Source organism: Streptomyces sp. HUAS MG91 (assembly GCF_040529335.1).
GTDB classification, from domain to species: domain Bacteria; phylum Actinomycetota; class Actinomycetes; order Streptomycetales; family Streptomycetaceae; genus Streptomyces; species Streptomyces tabacisoli.
Genome location: NZ_CP159534.1, coordinates 6,185,698 through 6,205,663 on the forward strand (window position 1 = coordinate 6,185,698; position 19,966 = coordinate 6,205,663).

Sequence of the window (19,966 nt, forward strand, 5' to 3'; positions counted from 1 at the left end):
TGGGCCCCGACCGCTCCCGATTGCGCACCCTGCCGAGTCACGGCCGGGGTGTCATTGGAAGGGCAATGCGGCCAGGCCGAAGATCCCGATACCGATGCGGAACAGGATCGCGAGGACGAGTCCGATACCGCCGATGACCCACAGCCATTCCTCCACGGGCTTCAGCATCTTGGGCAGCATCTTGTCCGCCTGTGACGCGGAGGGGCCGATGCCCTTTTTCGGGAAGGATCCGGTGAGTGCGCACTTGGACCCGTAGGCGAACACGAGCATGAAGAAGAATCCGCCGCACAGGTAGTTGCCCACGGATTCCACACTGGTGATCGCCAGCGTGCCGTCGCCGGACCGGTTCACCGCGAGCGTGTCGGCCTTCTCCGCCGTGACCTTGTCGGCGGCGTCACTCTCGGCACTGGAACCCCCGAAGCTCAGCGTGATCGCGGCCGACTTGTCCACGACGGACCCGTCGGACGAACGGAACACCCCGTCGCAGGTGACCCTGTCCTGCACCCGGTGGGTACCCATCTTCGATGAGCGCGTCGTGTACTCCACCGCGCACTTGCCGATGGAGAGATCGCCGTGCGAGCCGACATACCCGCTGGACAGGACGGCGGTGGAGAAGGTCCAGTACATTCCGCCGAGAGTCAGTACCACGAGCACGATGCCGAAGATCCGCCCGATCAGGGCAGGCGGCGGAACGGGCACGGTCCCGTCGGCCGGCGGCGGTTCGACGGGCGGCTGAGGCGAGGCGGCAGAAGTCTGCACCGGTTCTCCAGACGACATCGGTTCTCCATACGGCATCGGTGGGCTGGTGACGTTCTGATGTGCTTGCCGGTCAGCCGAAAATCAGCGATGCCGATGTGTGTGTTCGGGCGGAGGGAACTTCCACGAAGCGGGCGACGAACCGGATGCGGATCCGCTGGAATCGAGCGGCACTCACAACAGCAGACTCGCGAAGCCCGCGAACATCAGCAGGATCCGGAAGATGATGGCCAGGACCAGGCCGACGCCGCCGATGAACCACAGCCAGCTCTCCGTGTTCCTGGCCCACTTGGGCAGCATCGCGGTTCCCTGGCTGTGCGTCGGGCCGACGCCCTTCATGGGGAAGTGGCCGGCGCCGACGCAGGTGATGCTGTAGCCGAGGAAGATCACCGCGAAGAAGCCCAGGCACAGGCAGTTGGCGATCGACAGCCAGCTCGTGACGTAGAGACCGCCGTCGGACGAGCGGTTGACGTCGATCTTGTAGCCCGGCTTGTAGCCCCGGTCGTCACCCTTGTCGCGGATCTCGTCGATGGCGTCGCCGTCACCGCCGCCCTGGTTCCCGTCCAGGACGAGCCATGCGGACTTGTCCACGACCTCGCCGTCGGAGGAGCGGAACGTCCCCTCGCAGGCGAGTTGCCCCACCCGCTTGCTCGGGTGCGAGCCGCTGGAGCGGGAACCGCCGCTGGTGTACTGCGTGTCGCACGTACTGATGGTCAGTTCGCCCCGCGTCCCCACGAGGCCCGAGGACATCGCGGCGGTGGAGAAGCCGTACCAGATGACCGCGAGGGCGGCGAGGGCCACCGCGACCCCGAACCAGCGCCCGATCGGCGCGGGCGGCTCGGGCGTGGCCGCGGAATCCGGGGCGGAGGGAGGTACGGGCGAGGCGGACGGGGCGGAAGAGGTCATGTCGAAGATTCCGTGAGAGGCCCGGTGGTGGGGGGAATGCCAGGTCGTCGGCACTTTAACGGGCACCCGTGGCGGTCCTAGGTCCAGGACGTGAAGAGAGAGTGCCTGCTGCGGCGCCTGAGGATGTGGTCGACTACAGTACGACATTCGGCTCCGCGGGGCCGGTACTGGCAGGAGATCGGCAGGGGGAACGGGCCATGGCGGGCTCTGGATACGACATCGACGCGGACGTTCTGAAGTCCCAGGGACGGGTGTTCACTCGTCTCGGTGAGGATTTCGGTTCCGCCGCTAAGAAGTCGGGCGACGCGATCGAGGAACACGAAGAGGGATTCGGTGACGACGACGCCGGAATCGCCACCACGATCCTCGACTTCTACAAGCCGATCAGCGCCGGGATCCGCGACTCGCTGGAGCACCTCACCGAGGCCCTCAAGGGGGTCGGCGAGAAGCTGGACTCCATGGCCGAGCAGTACGACACGACGGAGCAGGACCACTACCGGGCGCTGATGCAGGCGTCCCAGAACCGCGGGGCCTGACCCCTCCCGATCACTGAGGAGCAGGCACGTGGCCTGGGACGAGATCACCGTACTGCCGCCGGAACTCGACTGGATCCTCGATCTTCTCGGGTTCGACTGGCCGAATCTCAACGAAGTCAAGATGATCGAGGCCGCCAACGAGTGGCTTCAGCTCGGCCAGGCCGCGGCCGACGCGCAGACGCAGGGCAACTCCGCGGCCCAGCCGATCACCGGCTTCTCCGGCGAGGCCGTCGAGAAGTTCACCGAGGAGTGGGGCAAGTTCGCGGGCGCCGCCCTGGGCGTCGGCTACCTCGACGTGATCGCCGTGGCGTCGGGCGCGCTGGCCGGAGCGCTCACGGCGTGCGCGGCCGTCGTGGCCGAGATGAAGCTGGCCATCATCATCCAGCTCATCGACCTGGCCATCGAGTTCGCGGCGGCGCAGGCGAGCGCCGTCGTCACGCTCGGCGCGTCCGAGGCCGCCTTCGCCGCCCGGGTCGTGATGGTCAGGCAGCTCGTGGGGCGCCTGCTCAAGGAGGCCGCGCAGAAGGTCTGGCAGGCGATCCAGGAGGCTCTCAAGGAGCGGGTCGTCAAGGAGGCGAAGACCATCCTCGAGGACCTGGCCAAGGACACCCTGAAGTCCGTCGCCAGCGAGGCCGCGACGCAGAGCATCAAGGTGAGCCTCGGGGCCGGGGGCAGTGTCCAGGAGTCCCTGCTGGGATTCGGCGCCGCCGCCGTCAACCCCGCGATGGGGAAGGTGGCCGGCGAGATCTCGGTGAACGACGACGGCAACGGCTACGACTTCGAGGCCAAGGCCGGCGGAAAGGTCGTACAGGGCCTCGCGGCCGCCGACGCGGGCGACCCGGGCGGGCTGCGGACGGCTGTGCAGGGCGCGGGCGAGCTCTTCAACAACGCCACGGAGAAGCCGCACGCGGAGTCGGGGTCGGGAACGTCGACGCCGTCCACGCCGACCGAGCCGGCGTCCACCCCGTCCACGCCGGCACCAGCCGCCGCCGCACCTGCCCCCGCCACCGCTTCCGCGGGGGCATCGGAGTCCGATCAGGTCCGCGCCACCTTCGGCTGACGCACCGACGAACCAACGTACGCATCCACAAGGGGGAGTCCCACACCATGAGCAACGGACCCGGAAACCGCGACCGCCTCGACGCGCTCGGCGAGCGCGACTATCCCATCGAGGACAAGAACCTCACCGAGGAGCAGAACGAGCACCTCACGGCCTCCCTGCGCAAGGTCCGTGACATGCCGAACGCCCCGGCGCCGCTCCAGGACCTGGCCCGCCAACTCCTTTCCGGACGCATGGACTTGAAGGACGTGCTCGACAGCCCGGCCGGCCACCGCGCGCTCGGCGAGGGACTCGCGCCGCTGCGCGAGCAGTGGAAGAACATGTCGCCGCAGGAGCGCCAGAAGGTCCGCGAGTACGACCCGGACGAGGACCCGAGGGACGGCGGCGCCGGCCGCGACAGCCGCATCCGGTAGCGGCGGAGGACGGGAACCGTGACCGACTCCGCCGCCTGGGAGCGGCACCGCTCCCGCCGCGACCACGTGAACCGGCGGATACGGGGCTGGCTCGTCGGAGCCGCCATCGTCGTCGTGGGCGGCAAGCTGGCGCTCTCCGGTATCGGCTGCTTCGACGGCCACCTCACGGTCACGGCCCGCACCGGGTACGTCGCCGTGGAGTCCTGCGCCCGCGGCGACCACGGCGGCTACAGCTGCACCGGAACGTTCAAGGACGACAAGACCGGCGAGCGGACCGAGGGCGCAGTCCTGCAGCGTGACACCCGTGCCGTGCCGGGTGCCTGGCTCCCCGCGTTCCGGACCGACGGCGGCTACACGGGCTCGTCCGCCGGTGAACTCACCGTCGGAAAGCTCGCCCGCGCCCTCGCCTGGCTCGGCGGCGCCGCGCTGCTCTTCGCCGTGGGCGCCTTCTTCCTGCTCACCGGATACATGCCGCGCGCGCGATGGAACGAGCCGAGGTACCGCTTCGGCCGCATCACCTTCGGCGAGGCCTGGCAACTGCTGCGCGAGCGCCGCCCCGCCCTGCCGGTGCTCGGCGTGCTCGTCGCCCTGTGCCCGGTGCTGATCGGGGCGGGACTTCTGGTGGCCGCCGCCTGGTAACAACCGCGGGCCCACGCTCGTACCCCACGCCCTAGAGCATGTAGCCCAGGAGCAGCGACACCAGCGCGCCCACGGCGCCGATCGCGCCGATCACGATGACGGCCGGCCGGGTCGCGCCCCGTGCGGACGCGCGCCACGCCTCGCTGTACGACACCTTGCAGCGCCTGCCGGGGAAGTAGCCCGTGGCCGCGCAGAAGACGCCGAGCGCGACGGCGATGAGCAGGGCGAAGGAACCGGCGAAGTTGAACCCGGCATGCTTGGCGTCGGAGACGACGTAGTCGTAGTCGCGCGATGTCGACACGGCCTCACCGGACTGCGTCACCGAGACCGTCTCGTCGGCGTCGTAGCGCAGTTCGGTGTCCAGGACGGCGTTGATGTCCTTGGTCTTGCCGTCGTCCGAGGTGAACGTCCCGTAGCAGTCGTAGCTCCGCCGGGTCCGGTAGTGCCCGTGCGTGCGGTACCGCTCGTACTTCACCGTGCACTTGTCGACCTTCAGCTCCCCGTGCACCCCGCGCACCCCGGCGGCGTACAGCCCCTCCCAGCCGAAGAAGCTGCTGAACAGCAGCGCGACGACGATGATGCCCGCACCGATCAGCCGCCCCAGCACCGGGACCTTGGAGCCGCCGGGCTGCTGGGGCGCCGCGGGGTAGGGCGCCTGGGGCCCGGGCGGCGGTCCCTGAGGTGGTGCACCCCAGGGCGGCTGCTGATACGGGTTCGGAGGCGGCTGCTGCTGGTACGGGTTCGGGTACGGCGGCTGCTGCGGTGGCTGCGGCTGCTGGTAGGGGTTCGGCTGATAGTTGGCCATGGCGGGCCTCGGGCTCCTCGCGGACGCGGACGGCGGGCCGCAGCACGTTAGCTCAGGTACATGGCGTGTGTGTGAGCACGTGGTGAGGATTGCGCGGGCTGTCAATCACTGGTACAGGGCGGCACTAGAGTGACCAGGGCCAACAGGGCATGATTTCAGGGGGAGTTCATGGCAGGCACTGGCTTCGACGTCGATCCGGCCGTACTCAAGGACCAGGGCGGCGTCTTCACCGACCTCGGCGCCGCCTTCAAGTCCGCGACCGAGCGGCTCAAGGCGTCACTCGAAACGGCCGAGTCCGACTGGGGCGAGGACGTCATCGGCACCTTCGCCGACATCTACGAGCCGGTGCGGGACGGCATGCTCGACTCGATGGAGCACCTGGCCTCGGAGCTCGACAAGATCGGCAACAACCTCGCGGTCATGGGCGCGCAGTACGAGCTGACCGAGGACGACCAGACCCAGGGCATCGTCGCCTACGGCGCTCAGCGCCCCGGCATCACGTACTGACCGACGTACGGACCGACCGATGCGCTGACCGACGTACGGATCGACGCGCGCGCACGCGCACACACCTGTTCACGGGGCGACGGACCGCAGCCGTCGCCGTCACCTACACACAGGCGTACGCGTTCACAGGGGCGTACGCCCACGGGGGAGCGACACACCATGGCCTTGATGCTGCCGTCCGAGATCGAGTGGGTCCTGGATCTGCTCGGCTACAGCTGGCCGGACGCCGACGAGGACAAGATCCATGAAGCGGCGCAGGCCTGGCGGGAGTTCGCCGAGGCGGTCCGCCAGGCGCAGGGCACCGGGACCGGTGCGGCGCAGACCGTGTTCGGCGCCAACTCCGGTGCGGCGGTGGAGAGTTTCGGCGAGGCGTGGCAGAAGTTCTCGGGCCCCGGAGGCGGCTATCTGGAGGACGCCGCGCAGGCCGCGGAGATTCTGGCGTTCGCCCTCGACGCGGTCGCCCTGATCGTCGTCGGCAGCAAGATCGCGGTGATCGCGCAGCTCATCGCCCTGGCCATCGAGATCGCCGCGGCGCAGGCCGCCGCGCCGTTCACCCTCGGCCTGTCGGAGGTCGGCGCGGCGGGCGCCACCCAGGCGACCCGGCTCATCGTGCGCCGTCTGCTCGACGAGCTGAAGCAACTGGTGATCAAGACGATCAAGGACGCCGTCGAACAGGCCTCGGTGAAGGCGATCAAGGAGATGATCGTCGAGGTCCTGAAGGAGGCCGCCGTCGAGGCGGGCAAGTCGGCGGGCCAGAGCATCGTCGAGCAGGGCGTCAAGACGCACTTCGGCGCCCAGCAGGGCATCGACTTCGGTGCGGCGGCGGGGGCCGGCTACGACTCCTTCAAGGAGACGGCCGTCAGCGGAATCAAGGACGGTCTCCAGGAGAAGGCCGACGGGCTCACGGGCCTCGTCGATCCGCAGACGTACATCGACGCGGGGACCGACCGGGCGACGGAAGTGGCCGGGAACCATGCGCAGTCCGGCGTCGACCGGCTGCGTGGGGGAGCGGGCGGTGAGGCGTCCGCCGAAGCGTCGGAAGGGACTTCGGCATCGCCGGGATCGACGTCGTCGACGGCCCCCTCCGCCGCTGCTTCGACCCCGGCGGCGGGGACGGGTCCTGGCTCGGCGGCGGAGGACGAACGCGCCCGCGCCACGTTCGGCTGAACTCTGTTGTGTCCGTGACAATGTGAGGGTCGTGTCACAGTGCACCCGATCACCGGGAACGGTCTTGGTGCCCGTGTCAACTGTGACTAAAGTACAGTTGCGGCACTCCCGAGAAGTGCCACCCGCGCCGGGTTCCTCTAGAAATCCGTGGGCCGCGGGGACCGATGTCGAATCTCATGGGGGCAAGTGGCCATGGCTGGTCAGTTTAATGTCACGCACGAGGAGATGGTCGCGTTCAGCGGCCGCATCTCCCAGGTGAACGAGTCCATCCAGGGTGAGATCCAGCGCCTGCAGACGGTGGTCGACTCGATCACCGGCGGCTGGAAGGGCGCCGCGGCCACCGCGTACAACAACCTGCAGAACCAGGTGAACGAGGACGCGACCGCGCTGAACCGGGTCCTCAACGAGATCAAGGAAGCGATCGACGCGACGGCCGGCAACTACCAGTCGTCCGAGGAGGAGCAGACCGCGTCCATCGGCCACATCTCCTCGGGTGCCGAGGCCTCCCCGTTCGGCTGAGCCGAACCGCGCTCGTCCTTCACTGAGCTCGCAGTGAGCTCGTAGAGCTTCTCACCGTCCGTCCACAATCCCCCGGGGGAGAGATCATGTCCGGTCAGGTTCTGGTCAATTTCCAGACCATTTCCCAGGCGTCCCAGGACGTCAAGTCCACCGCCAGCAACGTGCGTCAGCAGCTCGACGACCTCGAGGCCGGCGTCAAGCGCATCGCCTCGACCTGGGAAGGTGCCGCTCAGGAGGGCTACCAGGCCAAGCAGAACGAGTGGGACCAGCGCGCCGCGTCCCTCCACTCGACGCTCGAGTCCATCGCCCGCGCCCTGGACACGGCCGCCCAGAACTACCAGCAGACCGAGCAGCGGAACACCAACGTCTGGTCGTGACGCTCAGCGGTACCCGTCCGGGGGCGGCAGATGCACTCGCATCCGCCGCCCCCGGTGGTATGTCCGGAGCGGTCGCCGCGGGTCAACGACCCTCGAGCCACGCCAGGCCGAGGGTCAGCAGCGGTGTCGCGACGCCCAGAGCCAGCGCCGCGGCGGTCATTCCGGGCCGAACGTCCCGGTATCCCCGGACTCCTCCGTAGGCGACGAGCAGAGGGAGCACGAAGCCCAGCGCGAAACTGTGGCGCCAGCCCTCTTCCGCGAGGATGAAAAGCGTCAGCAGCCACCAGGCGGGGACGGAACCCAGGGCCAACAGGCGGCCCCGGGTGAGAAACAGATCGAGAGTCTCACCCTCACCGAGCACGCTCATGCCACGTACCGCCCCATCCGTGTGTCATCGCGCCGCTTTCCGCAGCTGTCGCCAATTCGGGTCATGGTTTCGGGGCGTTGTCCCAAGTCGCTGTCCAGCGAACGGCACTTCTGACGGTACCGATGCCGATTCCGATACTGAGCCGACGTTCGCCGTGTGAGTTCGTGCGCGCCGGATCAGCTCTCCACGGCAACTCGGGAACGTTCCGCGTCCCCGGCCCCCAGGTGGCCGAGAAGCGGCGCGAGGATCATCACCAGGGCCGCCCAGATCCGCCAGCCGCCGTTCACAGGGACGAGCAGGAGGCCCGCCGCGGTTGCCGAGACGAGCAGTCCCGCCAGGAGACCCATCGGTACGGTACGCGGCCAGAGCGCCCCGAGTTCGAGGAGCCGGGTGCGTCGGCCGGCGTCGACCGGTACCGGCCCGCGCGGGCCGGCGGCGATGCGGTACGCGACCGAGCCGGGGACGCGGCCGGGCAACTGCCAGCCGTCGTCGACGACGAACTCCGCGGCGGCCTTGCCGCGCCCTCGGGGGTTCCACAGCAGCCAGCCCGTTACGCCGGTGAGGACCACTGCTGCCGCCCGCACCGTCGCCGAAACCGCCAGAGGAACGTCCTCACCCGTGTCGGTCCGCAGGGCCAGGCACGGGTAACGGCTGGAACTCGGCGCGCTTTTGCTCCCGCTCTCCGTCTCGACGTGCTCGATCTGGCCCGTCACGGTCGCGCGCAGGGCGACCCAGTCACCGTCCACGCGCCGCGCGCCCCGGGGACGCGACGCGATCCCTGTCCCCACGGCCGTCGCCAGAGCGGCGCCGATCGCCCAGGCGGCCGCGACGAAGGTGCTGCTGCGGTACGACAGGGCCCGTCCGGCGAGCTGCGCCTCGACCGCCTCGACCGAGATGCCGCCGACCGCCGCGAGGTCGGGCCGCGCCGGCGCGTAGGCGACCTGGTAGGTCCGACCCACTTCGCGCATCCCTTTGCCGTTGTACGCGCGGAACGTAGCGGATACGCCGGCCCCCGTCCCTGGCAGCACCACTCTGTAGTCGGCCATCGTCGAACTCCGCGAACTGTGCCCGGCAGCAGCGATGTTGGTGACACCGGTGACCGGCAGCTCCTCGATCACGTAGTCGGCGCCCGAGAGAGCGGAGGCCGCCGCCGATCGCTCGGGCCGAGCGGAACCGAGGCCGACGGCAAGCGCGACGGCCGTCACCACGGCGACTCCGACCGCCGTCACGCGGATCCAGCCCCAACGCGCCCCGAGCACGACCGCCGGAACGCCCTCCGCCTCCGCGCGCTGCTCACGTACCGACGCCAGCGCCGCCCCGTACGCCTCCACACGTGACACCCGCCCACCCCCGGAACGCACCTGCCCCGCAACCACCAGCACACAGCCGACGAGAACACCGAGGCCCGCCCACACCGACGCCGACCGCACCGGCCCTGCCCCGGCGAACAGCCAGCTTCCCGTCATGACGACGAGACCGGCAACGCCCAGAACACAGACCCACCGCCCCACCCGGACCGTCCCGGAGTTCTCGGTGTGAGACATCTGTTGCACGTCCTCAGCTCCTGTCGGCGGGAAGCGGCTCCGGCCCGCTTCGGCTCGGCGCATGACGCTAGTGCCCTGACCGGCAAGGTTCGCCGGGTTGAGCGGGCGGTGGATGGCGTGATGGCTTCCGATGAGGGAGATCTGCCTCATAGGATCTTGAGCCCAGGCTCGGATGTCGGAGGGCGATGATGGAACTACCGCGGATACGCCTCGGCAGCGACGACGTGTGGGTGGAACTGGCTCGGACCGATGGCGACACCTGGCAGGTCACTGCCGATTGGTGCTCGTGGCTGACGGCTGACTTCACCGCGGATGTCAGCGCTGCGGAGGTCGTGGACTTCGCGGCCCGCGTGCTCTCTCACCTGCGCGCGCCGTCGGGTGGACGCTTTTCGGTGGTGGTGACTCCGGGCCGGAGCAATCCGATGACGTTGAAGGCGGAGCCCGTCGGGGACGGTTTCGCCTTTTTCGTGCGTCTGACTCCCAACGGCGACGACGGCGTGTGTCATTTGCAGATGGAGATCGATCCGATCGCCACGTTGGAACTTCGTGAAGCATTCGATGCGCTGCACGCGGCGCTGGTTGTCTGACCCGCCGGAATATCTGGTCAGGCCGCCATCGTGAGCGGGCGTCCGCCCCATCGGATGCCCTTCTCGCTGCGGATGCGGGCGCGTTCCCTGCGTTCGGCGGCCAGGACGTCACGATGGCGGGCGTTGACGTTGCGCCAGCGCAGGTAGGCGTGCAGAGCCTTGGTCTGCACGATGTGGTTGGGGTGGTGGGAGTTGGCGATGGTGAACTGTCTCAGCGGTCCGAAGTGGGCCTCTATGGGGTTTGCCCACGAGGCGTAGGTCGGGGTGAAGCACAGCTCGACCTTGTTCTTCTTCGCCCAGCGGCGATGTCGGCGCCCTTGTGGGCAGACAGGTTGTCCAGGATCACGTAGATCGGTGCGCCGTCGGGGCGGGCGGCACGGATCGACTTCAGCGCGGCCAGCGTGTTCGCGGCGCCCTTCTTGCACCGGTTGACGCCCCACAGGCGGTCGTCCCCAACCGAGTAGCAGCCATGGAAATAGCGCACCCCGTGGGTGCGGTGATATGTGGCGGGCAGTCGGCCGGGGCGCTTTCGTTCGGCCCAGCACGAGCCGGCGGTGGGCCGGATCCCGAGCGGGCCGAACTCGTCGAAGGCGAAAACCCGGTCGGAGAAGCGGTGAAGGACCTCTTCGATCCGGTCCAGCTTCGCCTCGCGGTCCGGGTCCGGCGACTCCTTCCATGTCTTGGTGCGCTGGAAGGTGACGCCGCGGCGGGCGAGCAGGCCACGTAACGCCTCGCGGCCGATGCGGATCACCCGGCCGTGAACTTTCCGCAGGTAGGCGACGAGCTTGCGCAGCGACCAGCGGGTGAAGGGCTGGCCGAGCTTGGTGGGGCGGGTGATGGCCGTCTGGATGACGAAGTCCTCGTCATCACGATCGAGCAGGCGGGGACGGCCTCCCGCCCACCGAGGGTCCAGGCAGGCCAGGCCGATCTCGTTGAACCGGTGGATCACATCGCGCACGGTGTCCTCGTCGGCCTGCACCAGCTTCGCGATCACCGGTGCCCCGTTCCCGCCGGCCGAGGCCAGCAGCATCATCGCCCGCCGGTACCGCACCGAACTGGTGCTGCCCCGGCGCACGATCTGCTGCAGCTTCTGCCCTTCCTGGTCAGTCAGTCTGCGCACCCGAACAGGCTCAGCCACCGCACCCCCAACGGTCGGATCGGACGTCACCGCACATCCAACCGCCACCACCAACAACCCGGCGAACCTTCCCGGTCAGGGCACTAGCCGGGCGACCGCTGCTGTGGTGCGCGGCTGAGCAGCGTCGGCGGCGTGAAAGGAATGATCAGCGGCCCGGGAAGGCGGCCTCGCCCCTCACTCCTTCGATGCCGCACGTATCAAGGAGCGCCACTCGAACCACATACACCCCGCACTCCCCTCAAAGCACGTACGTACGTTCGCTTGCTGTCCTACAGTCGGTGATCGCAGTGCAGCTGGTGAAGGTCGTTCGGAGCGGGGGCTTCGCGTGTTGTCCAGGGTGATGTTCAAGGTGCCTGATGTGCCGCGCGGTTCGGGGCGGGCGGCGTGGTCGAGGAGATCGGGCGGGGACCGTCGTGGCCTCTGATTTCGCTCGGCTGTTGAAGCAGGACTTCTCGGACGCGGAGGCGTCGGCAGCGGCCTGGCGCAAGCTGTCCACCACCTCCGACACGCTGACGAGTCGTCACCGAGCGCGCGTCACAGGGCCGTTGCACCACTCCTGGAAGGGCGACGACGCCGACAGCGCGCTGTTCTTCCTGGAGGATGTCGAGTCGCGGCTGGGCGTGGTCGAGACCGAGGCAATGGCCGTCGCGCGGGTCGTCGACACCACGCGGGTCTGGATGGAGAACGCCCAGACCGCCCTGCGCAACGCCGTACGCCGTGCCGAGCAGGACCATTTCGAGGTCGACGACGACGGCTGGGTGACCGACCCGACCACCGCCGACCTCCCGCACCAGGACCCCGACGCCCAGCAGGTCATCGCCGACCGCAACGGCCTGCTCGGCGAGTACCGCGCCCGTATCGACGAGGCCCTGGCCGACGCGCGCAAGGCCAGCGACGACGGCGCGAAGGCGCTCGGCCGGTTGAACGGCGACATCCTCACCGACCCGTTCAACCACGACGCCGCCGCGGAGTCGGCCGACGACACCCGGCGTGCGATGAAGGACATCGGCGTTCAGGACCCGCAGATCCCCAAGGACGACCCCAAGGCGGCCGCCGAGTGGTGGAAGGCGCTCAGCCCCGAGGAGCGGCAGGAGTACACCACCCTCTATCCGAAGCAGATCGGGTCGACCGACGGGCTCCCGACCGACGTCCGCGACGACGCGAACCGCACCGCCCTCGCCCAGGAACTCAACGCCCTCCAGGAGGGCAACTACGACGAGACGTTCCCCGGCGAGAGCGACGAGACCGTCAACCAGCGCCTGAAGAACGCCGAGTTGCTGAGCGACCGGCTCGACGCGGGCGACAGCGCGACCAAGGGCAGGGAGCTGTACCTCATCGGGTACGACTCCAAGGACGACGGGCGGGCCGTCATCGCGATGGGCAACCCGGACACCGCCGACCACACGGGGATCCTCGTGCCCGGGACGAACACCAATATGGAGAGTGTGCCAGGGCAGCTCAACCGGATCGGCATGCTGCAGAAGTCGGCCGAGAACAAGTCCGACGGCGAGAGCGTCGCCATGATCACCTGGCTCGGCTACGACGCGCCCGAGGGGTCGCCGACCGACTTCAACAGCGTCGGCGGAACCGGGCGGGCCGAGGACGCCGCTCCCGACCTGCGGCAGTTCGTCGCGGGGACGCACGCCTCCCACGACGGTTCGCCCAGTCACACGACCGTCATGGGGCACAGCTACGGCTCCACCGTGGTCGGTGCGGCGGCGGCCGGAGGCAGTGGCCTCGGCGCCGACGACGTGGTGGTCGTGGGGAGCCCGGGGATGACCGTGCACGAAGCCTCGGATCTCCAGATGGACCCGGAGCACGTCTGGGTCGGTGGAGCCAAGGACGACCCCATCATCAACAACTTCGCCGGGATGACCCTCGGAGACGATCCCTTGTACGCGCCGTTCGGTGGGAACAACTTCGAAGTCGACACCCATGGCCACAGCGGCTACTGGGACCGGGACAGCGATTCCCTCGCGAACCAGGGCGCCATCATCGCGGGCAAACCACCCACTGAAGTGCCGAAGGAAGTCAATGACGATCCGGAGCAAGGCTCCTTCATCGGTTAGAACTCGACTTGTCCACAGGACGGCCGCCCTGTGCGCCGTGTTGTTGATGACCGGAGGCTGCATGTCCCAGCACGACGACAAGAACGCTCCGCTGCCGCGCATGGAGAAGGCCGCGGCGCTGAAGTGGGCGCGGGACCACACCGCCCGTCTGGCCGAGGTCGCCGGGGTGGACATCCTCCCCGACACGGCCAAGACGGCCTTCGAGGAGTGCGTGGGAGAGCACGACGAAGTGGCTGAGGACGGCCGCTACAGCCTCTATTACTACGTGTACTCGCCGGCCCCGGCGACGGATCACACGCGTATCGTGCGCACGCTCCGTGAAGAGCTCGCAAAGAGCGGATACGAGATCACCGGATACCGGGAATTCAAGAGCGCCTATGAATCCTCGGTGCTGAGAGCCCGGAACAAGAAGAACCAGTTCTCGGTGGAGGCCGAGACGGTCGGATCCGGCAAGAAGAAGCCTCAGCGCTTCTCCTTCTCCGTGAGCACGCCGTGCCTGCTCCCGCCCGGCGCCGAACAGCAGCAGTTCTGACAGAGCCGAGAGGGCCGAGGAGCCGAGCATGTCCGAGGAAACGCATGTGGACCCCGCCGAGCTGCGCGCCGCCGCCAAGGCCGCTGACGCGATAGCCGACGACCTGCGAGACCCGGCCGACAGGGCCGTCAAAGAGGCCGACACGGCAGGAGGCTCCCTCTCCGGCTGGGCGTTCGGCTCCGCCCTCCAGGAGATCTCCACCAGCTGGAAACCGGCCCTCGACGGCCTCCGGGCCCGGGCGCAGGCAGGAGCGGCCAACCTCCGCTCGTCGGCCGACGGCCACGAGTGGAACGACGAACGCACCGGCAAGGACTTCGAGAACCTGGGCGCGGACGGACGTTCCACCACGACCCGGGCGACCCCCGGCGAGATGCCCGCCGTGCTGCGCGGGCCGAGCGGCGCCTCCCCGGCCCAGGGCGGCGCGTCGCCCGACCCGCGCACCCCGTACGGCACGAACATGCCGACGTACGACGACGGTTCGGTGAGTACGCGGCCCACGGCGGGCGAGAACCCCTTCGGGTGAGGCGGTCTGCGCCGGGGCAGGCAGGCGCCCGGGTGCGTGCTGAATCCGCGGCTCCGTTAGCCTGCTCGGAAGTGATCCGGTCATGTCACGGCTACGGGGAGGAACACGGGGATGGCGGACTTCCAGATCGACACCGATCGCATGAGGACGCTGATCAACAGGCTGGACCAGGTGGACGACCGCATGCGCGGCGCCCAGCAGCGGCTGAACAAGGTCGGGCCGACCGGCCTCGGCACGGACGGCCTCGACAACGCCTGTGACGACTTCCAGGACGACTGGGGCGACGGCATCAAGCGGATCGCCGACGCGGCCAAGACGCTGCACGAGGGCCTTCAGAAGACGCTCGACGCGTACGAGGCGACCGAACAGGACATCCGGTCGGGCCTCAGCCCGGCATAGCCCTGGCCACCGCCACTTCAGGAACGCGCACGGCGTGCGCGACCGCCACGCAACGGGGAGAAGACGATGGGGATGTTCGACGATCCCGACTGGCCAGGACTGACGTTCAACCCGGCCAAGGGAGATCTGTCCACGATCGAGTCGCTGGCGTACGACGTCAAGACGGTCGGCGACGAGCTCGACGAGCTGCGCGAGATGCTGGTGGGCATCGGCAGGACCGACGGCGTCTGGGAGGGCGAGGCCGCCAGGAAGTTCCAGGAGAAGGTCGGCGAGCTGCCCAAGTACCTGAAGCAGGGCCACGAGTCGATGGCCGCCTGCTCCCGGGCGCTGCGCGGCTGGCACGACGAGCTCGAGACCATGCAGCGGCAGGCCAAGAGCCTCGACGAACGCGCGGTCGAGGCCCGCAAGCGGCTCGACGAGAAGAACTCCGCGGTCGACCAGGTCAACTCCAGGATCAACCAGGCGATGTTCAGCGACATCACCGAGCAGCAGGCCAAGGCCCTTTCGGAGGAGGCCGATTCCGCCTCGGCGGCCGCCCAGGCAGCCGCGTCCGACCTCAAGATCCTCATCGAGGACGGCGAGGCGCTGCGCCGCTACTGGGAGGAGCAGGCGGAACAGGCGGAGAAGGCCATCCGTGAGGCCGCGAAGAACCGTCCGCCGGACATCGGCTTCTGGGACAAGGTCACGGGCGGCCTGAAGGGCGCCTGGGACGGGTTCACCGACTTCCTCGCCGAACACGCGGACACGTTCTCCAAGATCGGATCCGTGCTGTCCATCATCTCCCTGGCGACCATGGCCGTCCCGCCCGTGGGAGCGGTGTTCGGGGCACTGGCCGTCGGCGCCAGCGCGCTCGCGCTGGCCGGCTACGGGGTCAAGACGGCCCGCGGCGAAAAGGTCGGAGTGATGGACTGGGTCGGCGCGGGCCTGGGCGTGCTGCCCGGTGTCGGAGCGGTCAAGGGCCTGACGGCCGGAGCGAAGGCGGCCAAGGCCGCGGCGACGGGCGAACGCCTCGCCGGTGTCTTCTCCCATGCCGACGAGATGGCGACCTCGGTCAACGTGGCCCGGGGCATGGCCGGCGGCGTCATGTACAAGGGCCTGGCGCGGGCGGGCAAGGCGATCGGTCTCGGCGACGAGGCCCTGGACGTCGGAAGCAACGTGATGCGCGGAACGATGATCGGCATCAAGGGCATCGGCCTCGCGCACGGACTGGTGTCGGGCGGATCGAGCACGCAGTCGGCCGCCGCGCCGTCCAGCAGCGCGTTCATGTCGGCGGCGGGAGCGGCCTGAGCCATGGACACGAGCTTCCGCGCCGCCGGCACCGCCGACATACCCACCGCCGTCTCCGAGCGGCTGCTGTTCCGGGTGCCGCCCGCCTTCTTCGAGCTGCCTGTCCAGGAGGATCCGGAGCTGGTCGGCGAGGCGCTGATCGAGCTGGCCCAGGACATCTACCCGACGGGCGACGCCCCGCTCTGGTTCCAGTACGCGTCGGCCCAGCTGCCGGTGGTCGCCGAGATGATCGAGGAGGGCGTCGGCTACGCGGGCTTCTGCCTGCTCGACCTCGACGGGCGGCACAGCACGGCGACGGTGACCGCCACCTTGCTGGAATCGGTGCCGGACGGCCGGAAGGCGACGGCCGCGAGTGTCGCCGCGGAACTCTCCGGTGTCGCCACCGGTGCCGGGGAGGGCACTCTCGTCGAGACGGTGTGGCTGCCGGCGGGCGAGGCGGCCGTCAGGTTCACCTCGGAGATCATGAGCCTTCCCGCGGAGATCACCGATTCCGGCCGGCCCGAGGAGGTGGAGATCGGGAAGATCGCCGTGTTCCTGCCCCTTCGGCGCCACGCGGAGATGGCCCTCTTCGAACTCAGCACTCCGTGCATGCAGGACTGGGACCTGTACTCCGAGCTCTTCTTCAGCATCGTGAACACGCTGGAGGTGAACGATCCCGAGCCTGCGGCGGACGACCGGCCCCCGGCCCCACCGCCCCCGCTCACGGAGCCGGAATCGCCGGTTCGGGACGTGTTCGGATGAGCAGCGCGGCGCATGCCGAGCGATGACGGCGCCGCCTCCGAGCAGGCCGCTCCGGGGGTGTTGCCCGTGACGGCCGTTGTCCTGGCGGAGGTGCCTGGGCTGACCGAGGCGGCGCGGACGATCGGCGCCGCAAGGGGTATCGACTATCTGGCCGACCGGGAGGTCGCGGCGATGCTGCATCGCCATCGGACGCTCCTGGCGCGGATGAATCTGCTCGGCATCTGGGGCGGTCTGCTTCTCGCGCCCGGAGCCGTTGGCGCCTGGTTCCTGATCGACGCCACTGGCCGGGACGCCCTCGACCCGGTGGCCGGTCCGATCCTCGCCACGCCCGTACTGCTCCTGCTCGCGGCCGCTCTGTACCTGCTGTCCCGAGCGTTCCGGTCCCGTCGTGTCTGGCTGCGCACGGGGACCCGCGATCAGGTCAACGGATACCTTCAGGTCCTGTCCGTGGCGGGCGTCCCGCCGCGCGAACTGCCCGTGTGGCTCAAGCCGTTCAACGGTAGGAAATGGCGATGACGACCCACGGCCCCGAATCCATTGTCACCGACTTCTTGGGTCAGGAATTGTGAGTACCGTATTCAGCGTGCGTTATCCGACGGCGCAGGAAAGGACGACCGGCACCATCCAGCGCGTCATCGAGGTGCGTGGCGGGGCCGCGCTCTATGTCGCGGGCGTGCTGCCGGAAAAGGACGCGCGGGACGGCTTCGGACCGCATTTCACCGTCTCCGCGGATCCGACGGGTCACCAGCCGGTGTGCTCCGTGTCCCGACGGGCGCCCGGGTCCACCCCGGGCACCGATCTGGCTGTGACGGCCCCTGACGGAGCGGAGCTGGGCGTGCTTCGGCCGCCCCTCCGAGGAGCCGGCGGGCGCCCCCGGTACGAGATGAGCTTCCCGGACGGCACGACGCTGACCGGCCGCCGTGGAACCGTCAGCGCCTGGATCCTCTACGTGGTGCTCTCGCCGCTGCTGCTCATCTACAACATCGCGGGTCTCGTCGGCGGATACGGCCGCCCCGACTGGCATCTGCCGTCGCGCACGGCATGGCGGCCCGGGGGCGGCCCCGGCCTGGGGCTCGCGCCCGTGAAGTTCTCCGGCATGACGGACAAGTACAAGGTCCGCACGGACCGCTTGGACATGCGCGTGGTCTTCGCGCAGGCCGTGCTGCACGAAGGGGACGGCTGACGGAACCGGCTGACGGAACCGGCTGAAGGAGGCGGTCCCGTCGTGGACCAGAACGCCAAGGAGCTCCTGCCGATCGGCGCCCACGCGCTGTCCGCGACCCCCGACTCGCGTACGTGGTTCAGGAGATGAGCCGCGACCACGGCTACGACTACCTCGACGACGACATGGTGCGGCGGAGCCTCGCCGAGCACGAGACGTCCCTCAGACGGACGTCGCGCGGAGGGCTGGTCTGGTTCGGAGCTCTGCTTCTCCTCGTCGGAATCGTCTGGCTCGTGGTGGCAGCGTCCGCCGAGCCGGAGAACGCGCTGAAGGCCGTCGCGCCCCCGGCCGCCGTGCTGGTCCTGGGGGTCGTGGCCGTGACGCGCGTCTACTACGTGGGCAGACGCAAGCTGGGCCACCCTTTCATCTGGCAGGGCGAGGCCGGCCAGGCCGCGCAAAAATACTGCGACCGCGTAGAGATGGACTTCGACGCGCTGGACGACGAGGTCAAAGCCCTGCGGAAGTTCCTGGACACGGAGGCCGACGGCGGGACGGGCCGCGGTGGCGTGAAGGGCCTCGCGGGCCTGAAACGGCGTGCCGAGAACCTCCAGGAGGAGGCCAGGGAGGCAGGGATGACGATCACGGACTCCGGCGAAGTGGAGGTGGAGCCGGTGTACGGCCCGGAGTCCCCCGAGTCCGGGAGACTGGCCGAGGAGCGCGAGCGGACCGCCGACTCCCTGGCGAAGCGGGTGCGCACACTGCTCGACGACGCGGCCGAGGACGACGCGTGGCTGGCGCAGAGCCTCAAGGTGATCTTCGGTACGGTCGACAACTTCGAGACGGAGAACCGGAAGTTCGGCGTCGTCGAGGCCACCGCCAAGGACCGGAAGGTCCACAACCAGCTCAACAACGTCGCCGCCTACTTCGCCGTGGCGAAGGGGTGGCCGACGGCCGCCGGCCTGGTCCAGCACTACCTGGACGCGAGCGGGAAGCCTGTCGAGGTCGTACCGCAGCAGATGATGGACGAGATCCCCGCCTTCCGTAAGGACGTCGCGGGGACACTGGACAGCGACGTCCGAAAGCGCGAGGACGGGCCGTTCAGCACCGAGTGGTCCTCGACCGCGCCCGACCCCGCGGACGGCGACAGCAGTACGGAGTGGTACTACGCGCTCAACCACTTCCAGTACCGGCTCGTCGGGGAGAAGGAGGGGGACGAGATCACGTACCACGTCGAGGTCAAGAAGCGCTACGACTGGGGCATTCCCAGCGAGCACCGCGCCACGGTGTCCGGGGGTGGCCCCGGGCCGATGGGCATGGATCTGGAGCAGGCCGACATCGCCCACCTCCACAGCGCGCGAACGGCGCGGGACTTCGAGGTCTCCGGTTCCTCCGACGACGTGACGGTGACGTCGTGAACGGCCGGCGTGAACTGCGGGGCGAGCAAGACAGGCACAGCGAAGACCGCGAGACCGGCACAAACACAAGCAACGGCACCGGCACCGGAAGCCCACTGAAGAAGATCGCTCTTTGGGCCGGTCTTGCTCTCTGCGTCGCCTTCATCGCCTGGGTGGCATGGGGGTTCCTCGAGTTCAACCACGACGTCGACAACCCCAAAGAAGGCGGCTTCTCCGGCTGGCAGTGCGACGCGGGGCGCGACTGCGGTTCGTGAGGACGGTGCGCGGCGCGGTGCCCGGATGGGTGAGTGGCGGTCCATCAGGACGGGTGATTGGGTCATGGTGGGGCGTCCGGGGTCATGAGGGTGTCAGAACACGCGCGTCGGCTGGATGCAGTGGGTATGCCACCTATGAGTGTGTATTCGCCACGCTTGTCGCGGAGTTGTGACAGGGAGCACCGGGCGAGGTGTGGGTGCTGTTCGATAGTCTGGAGACAGACTTGTGACAGGGGACCGGACGTACTGCCCTACACGGGGAT

The 19,966-nt window shown here is 69.0% G+C and carries 24 protein-coding genes and 1 pseudogene; 19 read left to right on the forward strand and 6 right to left on the reverse strand.

Features of this window, described 5'->3' with window-relative positions; all coding sequences use genetic code 11:
- Positions 1 to 51 precede the first annotated feature (51 nt).
- Complete coding sequence (locus ABII15_RS28185) at positions 52 to 777, reverse strand: hypothetical protein (protein ID WP_353945059.1); 726 nt, start codon at positions 775 to 777, stop codon at positions 52 to 54.
- 153 nt (positions 778 to 930) lie between these two features.
- On the reverse strand, positions 931 to 1,662 hold the full coding sequence (locus ABII15_RS28190) for a hypothetical protein (RefSeq protein ID WP_353945060.1): 732 nt from the start codon (positions 1,660 to 1,662) through the stop codon (positions 931 to 933).
- A gap of 197 nt (positions 1,663 to 1,859) precedes the next feature.
- Here ABII15_RS28190 and ABII15_RS28195 point away from each other — a divergent pair, with 197 nt between their 5' ends.
- Genes ABII15_RS28195 through ABII15_RS28210 form a run of 4 tightly spaced genes read left to right on the forward strand, consistent with a single transcriptional unit; the run spans position 1,860 to position 4,310 of the window.
- Positions 1,860 to 2,198 (forward strand): hypothetical protein, encoded by a 339-nt coding sequence (locus ABII15_RS28195; RefSeq protein ID WP_353945061.1) that lies wholly within the window; start codon positions 1,860 to 1,862, stop codon positions 2,196 to 2,198.
- A 28-nt stretch (positions 2,199 to 2,226) separates the two neighbouring features.
- Positions 2,227 to 3,258 carry a hypothetical protein gene (locus tag ABII15_RS28200; RefSeq protein ID WP_353945062.1) on the forward strand — a complete coding sequence of 344 codons (1,032 nt, stop codon included), beginning with the start codon at positions 2,227 to 2,229 and terminating at the stop codon, positions 3,256 to 3,258.
- 47 nt (positions 3,259 to 3,305) lie between these two features.
- Entirely contained in the window at positions 3,306 to 3,671 is a 366-nt protein-coding gene (locus ABII15_RS28205; RefSeq protein ID WP_353945063.1) for a hypothetical protein, read from the forward strand.
- 18 nt (positions 3,672 to 3,689) lie between these two features.
- On the forward strand, positions 3,690 to 4,310 hold the full coding sequence (locus ABII15_RS28210) for a hypothetical protein (RefSeq protein ID WP_353945064.1): 621 nt from the start codon (positions 3,690 to 3,692) through the stop codon (positions 4,308 to 4,310).
- 31 nt (positions 4,311 to 4,341) lie between these two features.
- On the opposite strand, the gene ABII15_RS28215 is transcribed toward ABII15_RS28210, so the two are convergent.
- Positions 4,342 to 5,115, reverse strand: coding sequence for a hypothetical protein (locus ABII15_RS28215; protein ID WP_353945065.1), 774 nt, complete (start codon positions 5,113 to 5,115; stop codon positions 4,342 to 4,344).
- A gap of 168 nt (positions 5,116 to 5,283) precedes the next feature.
- On the opposite strand from ABII15_RS28215, the gene ABII15_RS28220 reads away from it, so the two are divergent.
- The 4 genes from ABII15_RS28220 (at position 5,284) to ABII15_RS28235 (ending at position 7,685) form a co-directional block, all read left to right on the forward strand.
- Positions 5,284 to 5,622 carry a hypothetical protein gene (locus ABII15_RS28220; RefSeq protein ID WP_353945066.1) on the forward strand — a complete coding sequence of 113 codons (339 nt, stop codon included), beginning with the start codon at positions 5,284 to 5,286 and terminating at the stop codon, positions 5,620 to 5,622.
- A gap of 159 nt (positions 5,623 to 5,781) precedes the next feature.
- Positions 5,782 to 6,789, forward strand: a complete 1,008-nt coding sequence (locus tag ABII15_RS28225; RefSeq protein ID WP_353945067.1) for a PE-PGRS family protein — start codon at positions 5,782 to 5,784, stop codon at positions 6,787 to 6,789.
- A gap of 192 nt (positions 6,790 to 6,981) precedes the next feature.
- Positions 6,982 to 7,308, forward strand: coding sequence for a WXG100 family type VII secretion target (locus tag ABII15_RS28230; protein WP_353945068.1), 327 nt, complete (start codon positions 6,982 to 6,984; stop codon positions 7,306 to 7,308).
- Between the two features lie 86 nt (positions 7,309 to 7,394).
- The gene (locus tag ABII15_RS28235; RefSeq protein WP_351450027.1) at positions 7,395 to 7,685 is read left to right on the forward strand and encodes a WXG100 family type VII secretion target; all 291 of its coding nucleotides are present in this window, start codon (positions 7,395 to 7,397) and stop codon (positions 7,683 to 7,685) included.
- Between the two features lie 82 nt (positions 7,686 to 7,767).
- Here the strand turns inward: ABII15_RS28235 and ABII15_RS28240 are convergent, their stop codons facing one another.
- Together ABII15_RS28240 and ABII15_RS28245 are read right to left on the reverse strand one after the other, a co-directional pair.
- Positions 7,768 to 8,052 carry a hypothetical protein gene (locus ABII15_RS28240; protein WP_353945069.1) on the reverse strand — a complete coding sequence of 95 codons (285 nt, stop codon included), beginning with the start codon at positions 8,050 to 8,052 and terminating at the stop codon, positions 7,768 to 7,770.
- A gap of 176 nt (positions 8,053 to 8,228) precedes the next feature.
- The gene (locus ABII15_RS28245; RefSeq protein ID WP_353945070.1) at positions 8,229 to 9,605 is read right to left on the reverse strand and encodes a hypothetical protein; all 1,377 of its coding nucleotides are present in this window, start codon (positions 9,603 to 9,605) and stop codon (positions 8,229 to 8,231) included.
- Between the two features lie 176 nt (positions 9,606 to 9,781).
- Here ABII15_RS28245 and ABII15_RS28250 point away from each other — a divergent pair, with 176 nt between their 5' ends.
- Positions 9,782 to 10,183: a hypothetical protein gene (locus ABII15_RS28250; RefSeq protein ID WP_353945071.1), complete on the forward strand. Its 402-nt coding sequence runs from the start codon at positions 9,782 to 9,784 to the stop codon at positions 10,181 to 10,183.
- A 17-nt stretch (positions 10,184 to 10,200) separates the two neighbouring features.
- Here the strand turns inward: ABII15_RS28250 and ABII15_RS28255 are convergent.
- A pseudogene (locus ABII15_RS28255) lies at positions 10,201 to 11,321 on the reverse strand (IS630 family transposase).
- 437 nt (positions 11,322 to 11,758) lie between these two features.
- On the opposite strand from ABII15_RS28255, the gene ABII15_RS28260 reads away from it, so the two are divergent.
- From ABII15_RS28260 to ABII15_RS28305, 10 genes are all read left to right on the forward strand, one after another.
- Positions 11,759 to 13,390, forward strand: coding sequence for an alpha/beta hydrolase (locus ABII15_RS28260; protein ID WP_353945072.1), 1,632 nt, complete (start codon positions 11,759 to 11,761; stop codon positions 13,388 to 13,390).
- Between the two features lie 61 nt (positions 13,391 to 13,451).
- Positions 13,452 to 13,922, forward strand: a complete 471-nt coding sequence (locus ABII15_RS28265) for a hypothetical protein (protein WP_353945073.1) — start codon at positions 13,452 to 13,454, stop codon at positions 13,920 to 13,922.
- A 28-nt stretch (positions 13,923 to 13,950) separates the two neighbouring features.
- Entirely contained in the window at positions 13,951 to 14,445 is a 495-nt protein-coding gene (locus ABII15_RS28270) for a type VII secretion target (protein ID WP_353945074.1), read from the forward strand.
- Positions 14,446 to 14,556: 111 nt separating this feature from the next.
- Positions 14,557 to 14,844, forward strand: coding sequence for a type VII secretion target (locus ABII15_RS28275; RefSeq protein WP_353945075.1), 288 nt, complete (start codon positions 14,557 to 14,559; stop codon positions 14,842 to 14,844).
- A 66-nt stretch (positions 14,845 to 14,910) separates the two neighbouring features.
- Positions 14,911 to 16,131 (forward strand): putative T7SS-secreted protein, encoded by a 1,221-nt coding sequence (locus tag ABII15_RS28280; protein WP_353945076.1) that lies wholly within the window; start codon positions 14,911 to 14,913, stop codon positions 16,129 to 16,131.
- A 3-nt stretch (positions 16,132 to 16,134) separates the two neighbouring features.
- On the forward strand, positions 16,135 to 16,872 hold the full coding sequence (locus ABII15_RS28285) for a hypothetical protein (protein ID WP_353945077.1): 738 nt from the start codon (positions 16,135 to 16,137) through the stop codon (positions 16,870 to 16,872).
- A gap of 12 nt (positions 16,873 to 16,884) precedes the next feature.
- The gene (locus ABII15_RS28290) at positions 16,885 to 17,388 is read left to right on the forward strand and encodes a hypothetical protein (RefSeq protein WP_353945078.1); all 504 of its coding nucleotides are present in this window, start codon (positions 16,885 to 16,887) and stop codon (positions 17,386 to 17,388) included.
- A 67-nt stretch (positions 17,389 to 17,455) separates the two neighbouring features.
- Positions 17,456 to 18,055 (forward strand): hypothetical protein, encoded by a 600-nt coding sequence (locus ABII15_RS28295; RefSeq protein WP_353945079.1) that lies wholly within the window; start codon positions 17,456 to 17,458, stop codon positions 18,053 to 18,055.
- Between the two features lie 125 nt (positions 18,056 to 18,180).
- Positions 18,181 to 19,449, forward strand: a complete 1,269-nt coding sequence (locus ABII15_RS28300; RefSeq protein WP_353945080.1) for a hypothetical protein — start codon at positions 18,181 to 18,183, stop codon at positions 19,447 to 19,449.
- Positions 19,446 to 19,703: a hypothetical protein gene (locus ABII15_RS28305; RefSeq protein WP_353945081.1), complete on the forward strand. Its 258-nt coding sequence runs from the start codon at positions 19,446 to 19,448 to the stop codon at positions 19,701 to 19,703. Before ABII15_RS28300 ends, ABII15_RS28305 begins: the two co-directional genes overlap by 4 nt.
- Positions 19,704 to 19,966: the final 263 nt, after the last annotated feature.

Excerpts from the sequence above, each read along its gene's own strand:
- ABII15_RS28185 (WP_353945059.1), bottom strand. The coding sequence starts at position 777 with ATGTCGTCTGGAGAACCGGTGCAGACTTCTGCCGCCTCGCCTCAGCCG.
- ABII15_RS28190 (WP_353945060.1), bottom strand. The coding sequence starts at position 1,662 with ATGACCTCTTCCGCCCCGTCCGCCTCGCCCGTACCTCCCTCCGCCCCG.
- ABII15_RS28195 (WP_353945061.1), top strand. The coding sequence starts at position 1,860 with ATGGCGGGCTCTGGATACGACATCGACGCGGACGTTCTGAAGTCCCAG.
- ABII15_RS28205 (WP_353945063.1), top strand. The coding sequence starts at position 3,306 with ATGAGCAACGGACCCGGAAACCGCGACCGCCTCGACGCGCTCGGCGAG.
- ABII15_RS28215 (WP_353945065.1), bottom strand. The coding sequence starts at position 5,115 with ATGGCCAACTATCAGCCGAACCCCTACCAGCAGCCGCAGCCACCGCAG.
- ABII15_RS28220 (WP_353945066.1), top strand. The coding sequence starts at position 5,284 with ATGGCAGGCACTGGCTTCGACGTCGATCCGGCCGTACTCAAGGACCAG.
- ABII15_RS28225 (WP_353945067.1), top strand. The coding sequence starts at position 5,782 with ATGGCCTTGATGCTGCCGTCCGAGATCGAGTGGGTCCTGGATCTGCTC.
- ABII15_RS28230 (WP_353945068.1), top strand. The coding sequence starts at position 6,982 with ATGGCTGGTCAGTTTAATGTCACGCACGAGGAGATGGTCGCGTTCAGC.
- ABII15_RS28235 (WP_351450027.1), top strand. The coding sequence starts at position 7,395 with ATGTCCGGTCAGGTTCTGGTCAATTTCCAGACCATTTCCCAGGCGTCC.
- ABII15_RS28240 (WP_353945069.1), bottom strand. The coding sequence starts at position 8,052 with ATGAGCGTGCTCGGTGAGGGTGAGACTCTCGATCTGTTTCTCACCCGG.
- ABII15_RS28250 (WP_353945071.1), top strand. The coding sequence starts at position 9,782 with ATGATGGAACTACCGCGGATACGCCTCGGCAGCGACGACGTGTGGGTG.
- ABII15_RS28265 (WP_353945073.1), top strand. The coding sequence starts at position 13,452 with ATGTCCCAGCACGACGACAAGAACGCTCCGCTGCCGCGCATGGAGAAG.
- ABII15_RS28270 (WP_353945074.1), top strand. The coding sequence starts at position 13,951 with ATGTCCGAGGAAACGCATGTGGACCCCGCCGAGCTGCGCGCCGCCGCC.
- ABII15_RS28275 (WP_353945075.1), top strand. The coding sequence starts at position 14,557 with ATGGCGGACTTCCAGATCGACACCGATCGCATGAGGACGCTGATCAAC.
- ABII15_RS28280 (WP_353945076.1), top strand. The coding sequence starts at position 14,911 with ATGGGGATGTTCGACGATCCCGACTGGCCAGGACTGACGTTCAACCCG.
- ABII15_RS28285 (WP_353945077.1), top strand. The coding sequence starts at position 16,135 with ATGGACACGAGCTTCCGCGCCGCCGGCACCGCCGACATACCCACCGCC.
- ABII15_RS28290 (WP_353945078.1), top strand. The coding sequence starts at position 16,885 with ATGCCGAGCGATGACGGCGCCGCCTCCGAGCAGGCCGCTCCGGGGGTG.
- ABII15_RS28300 (WP_353945080.1), top strand. The coding sequence starts at position 18,181 with ATGAGCCGCGACCACGGCTACGACTACCTCGACGACGACATGGTGCGG.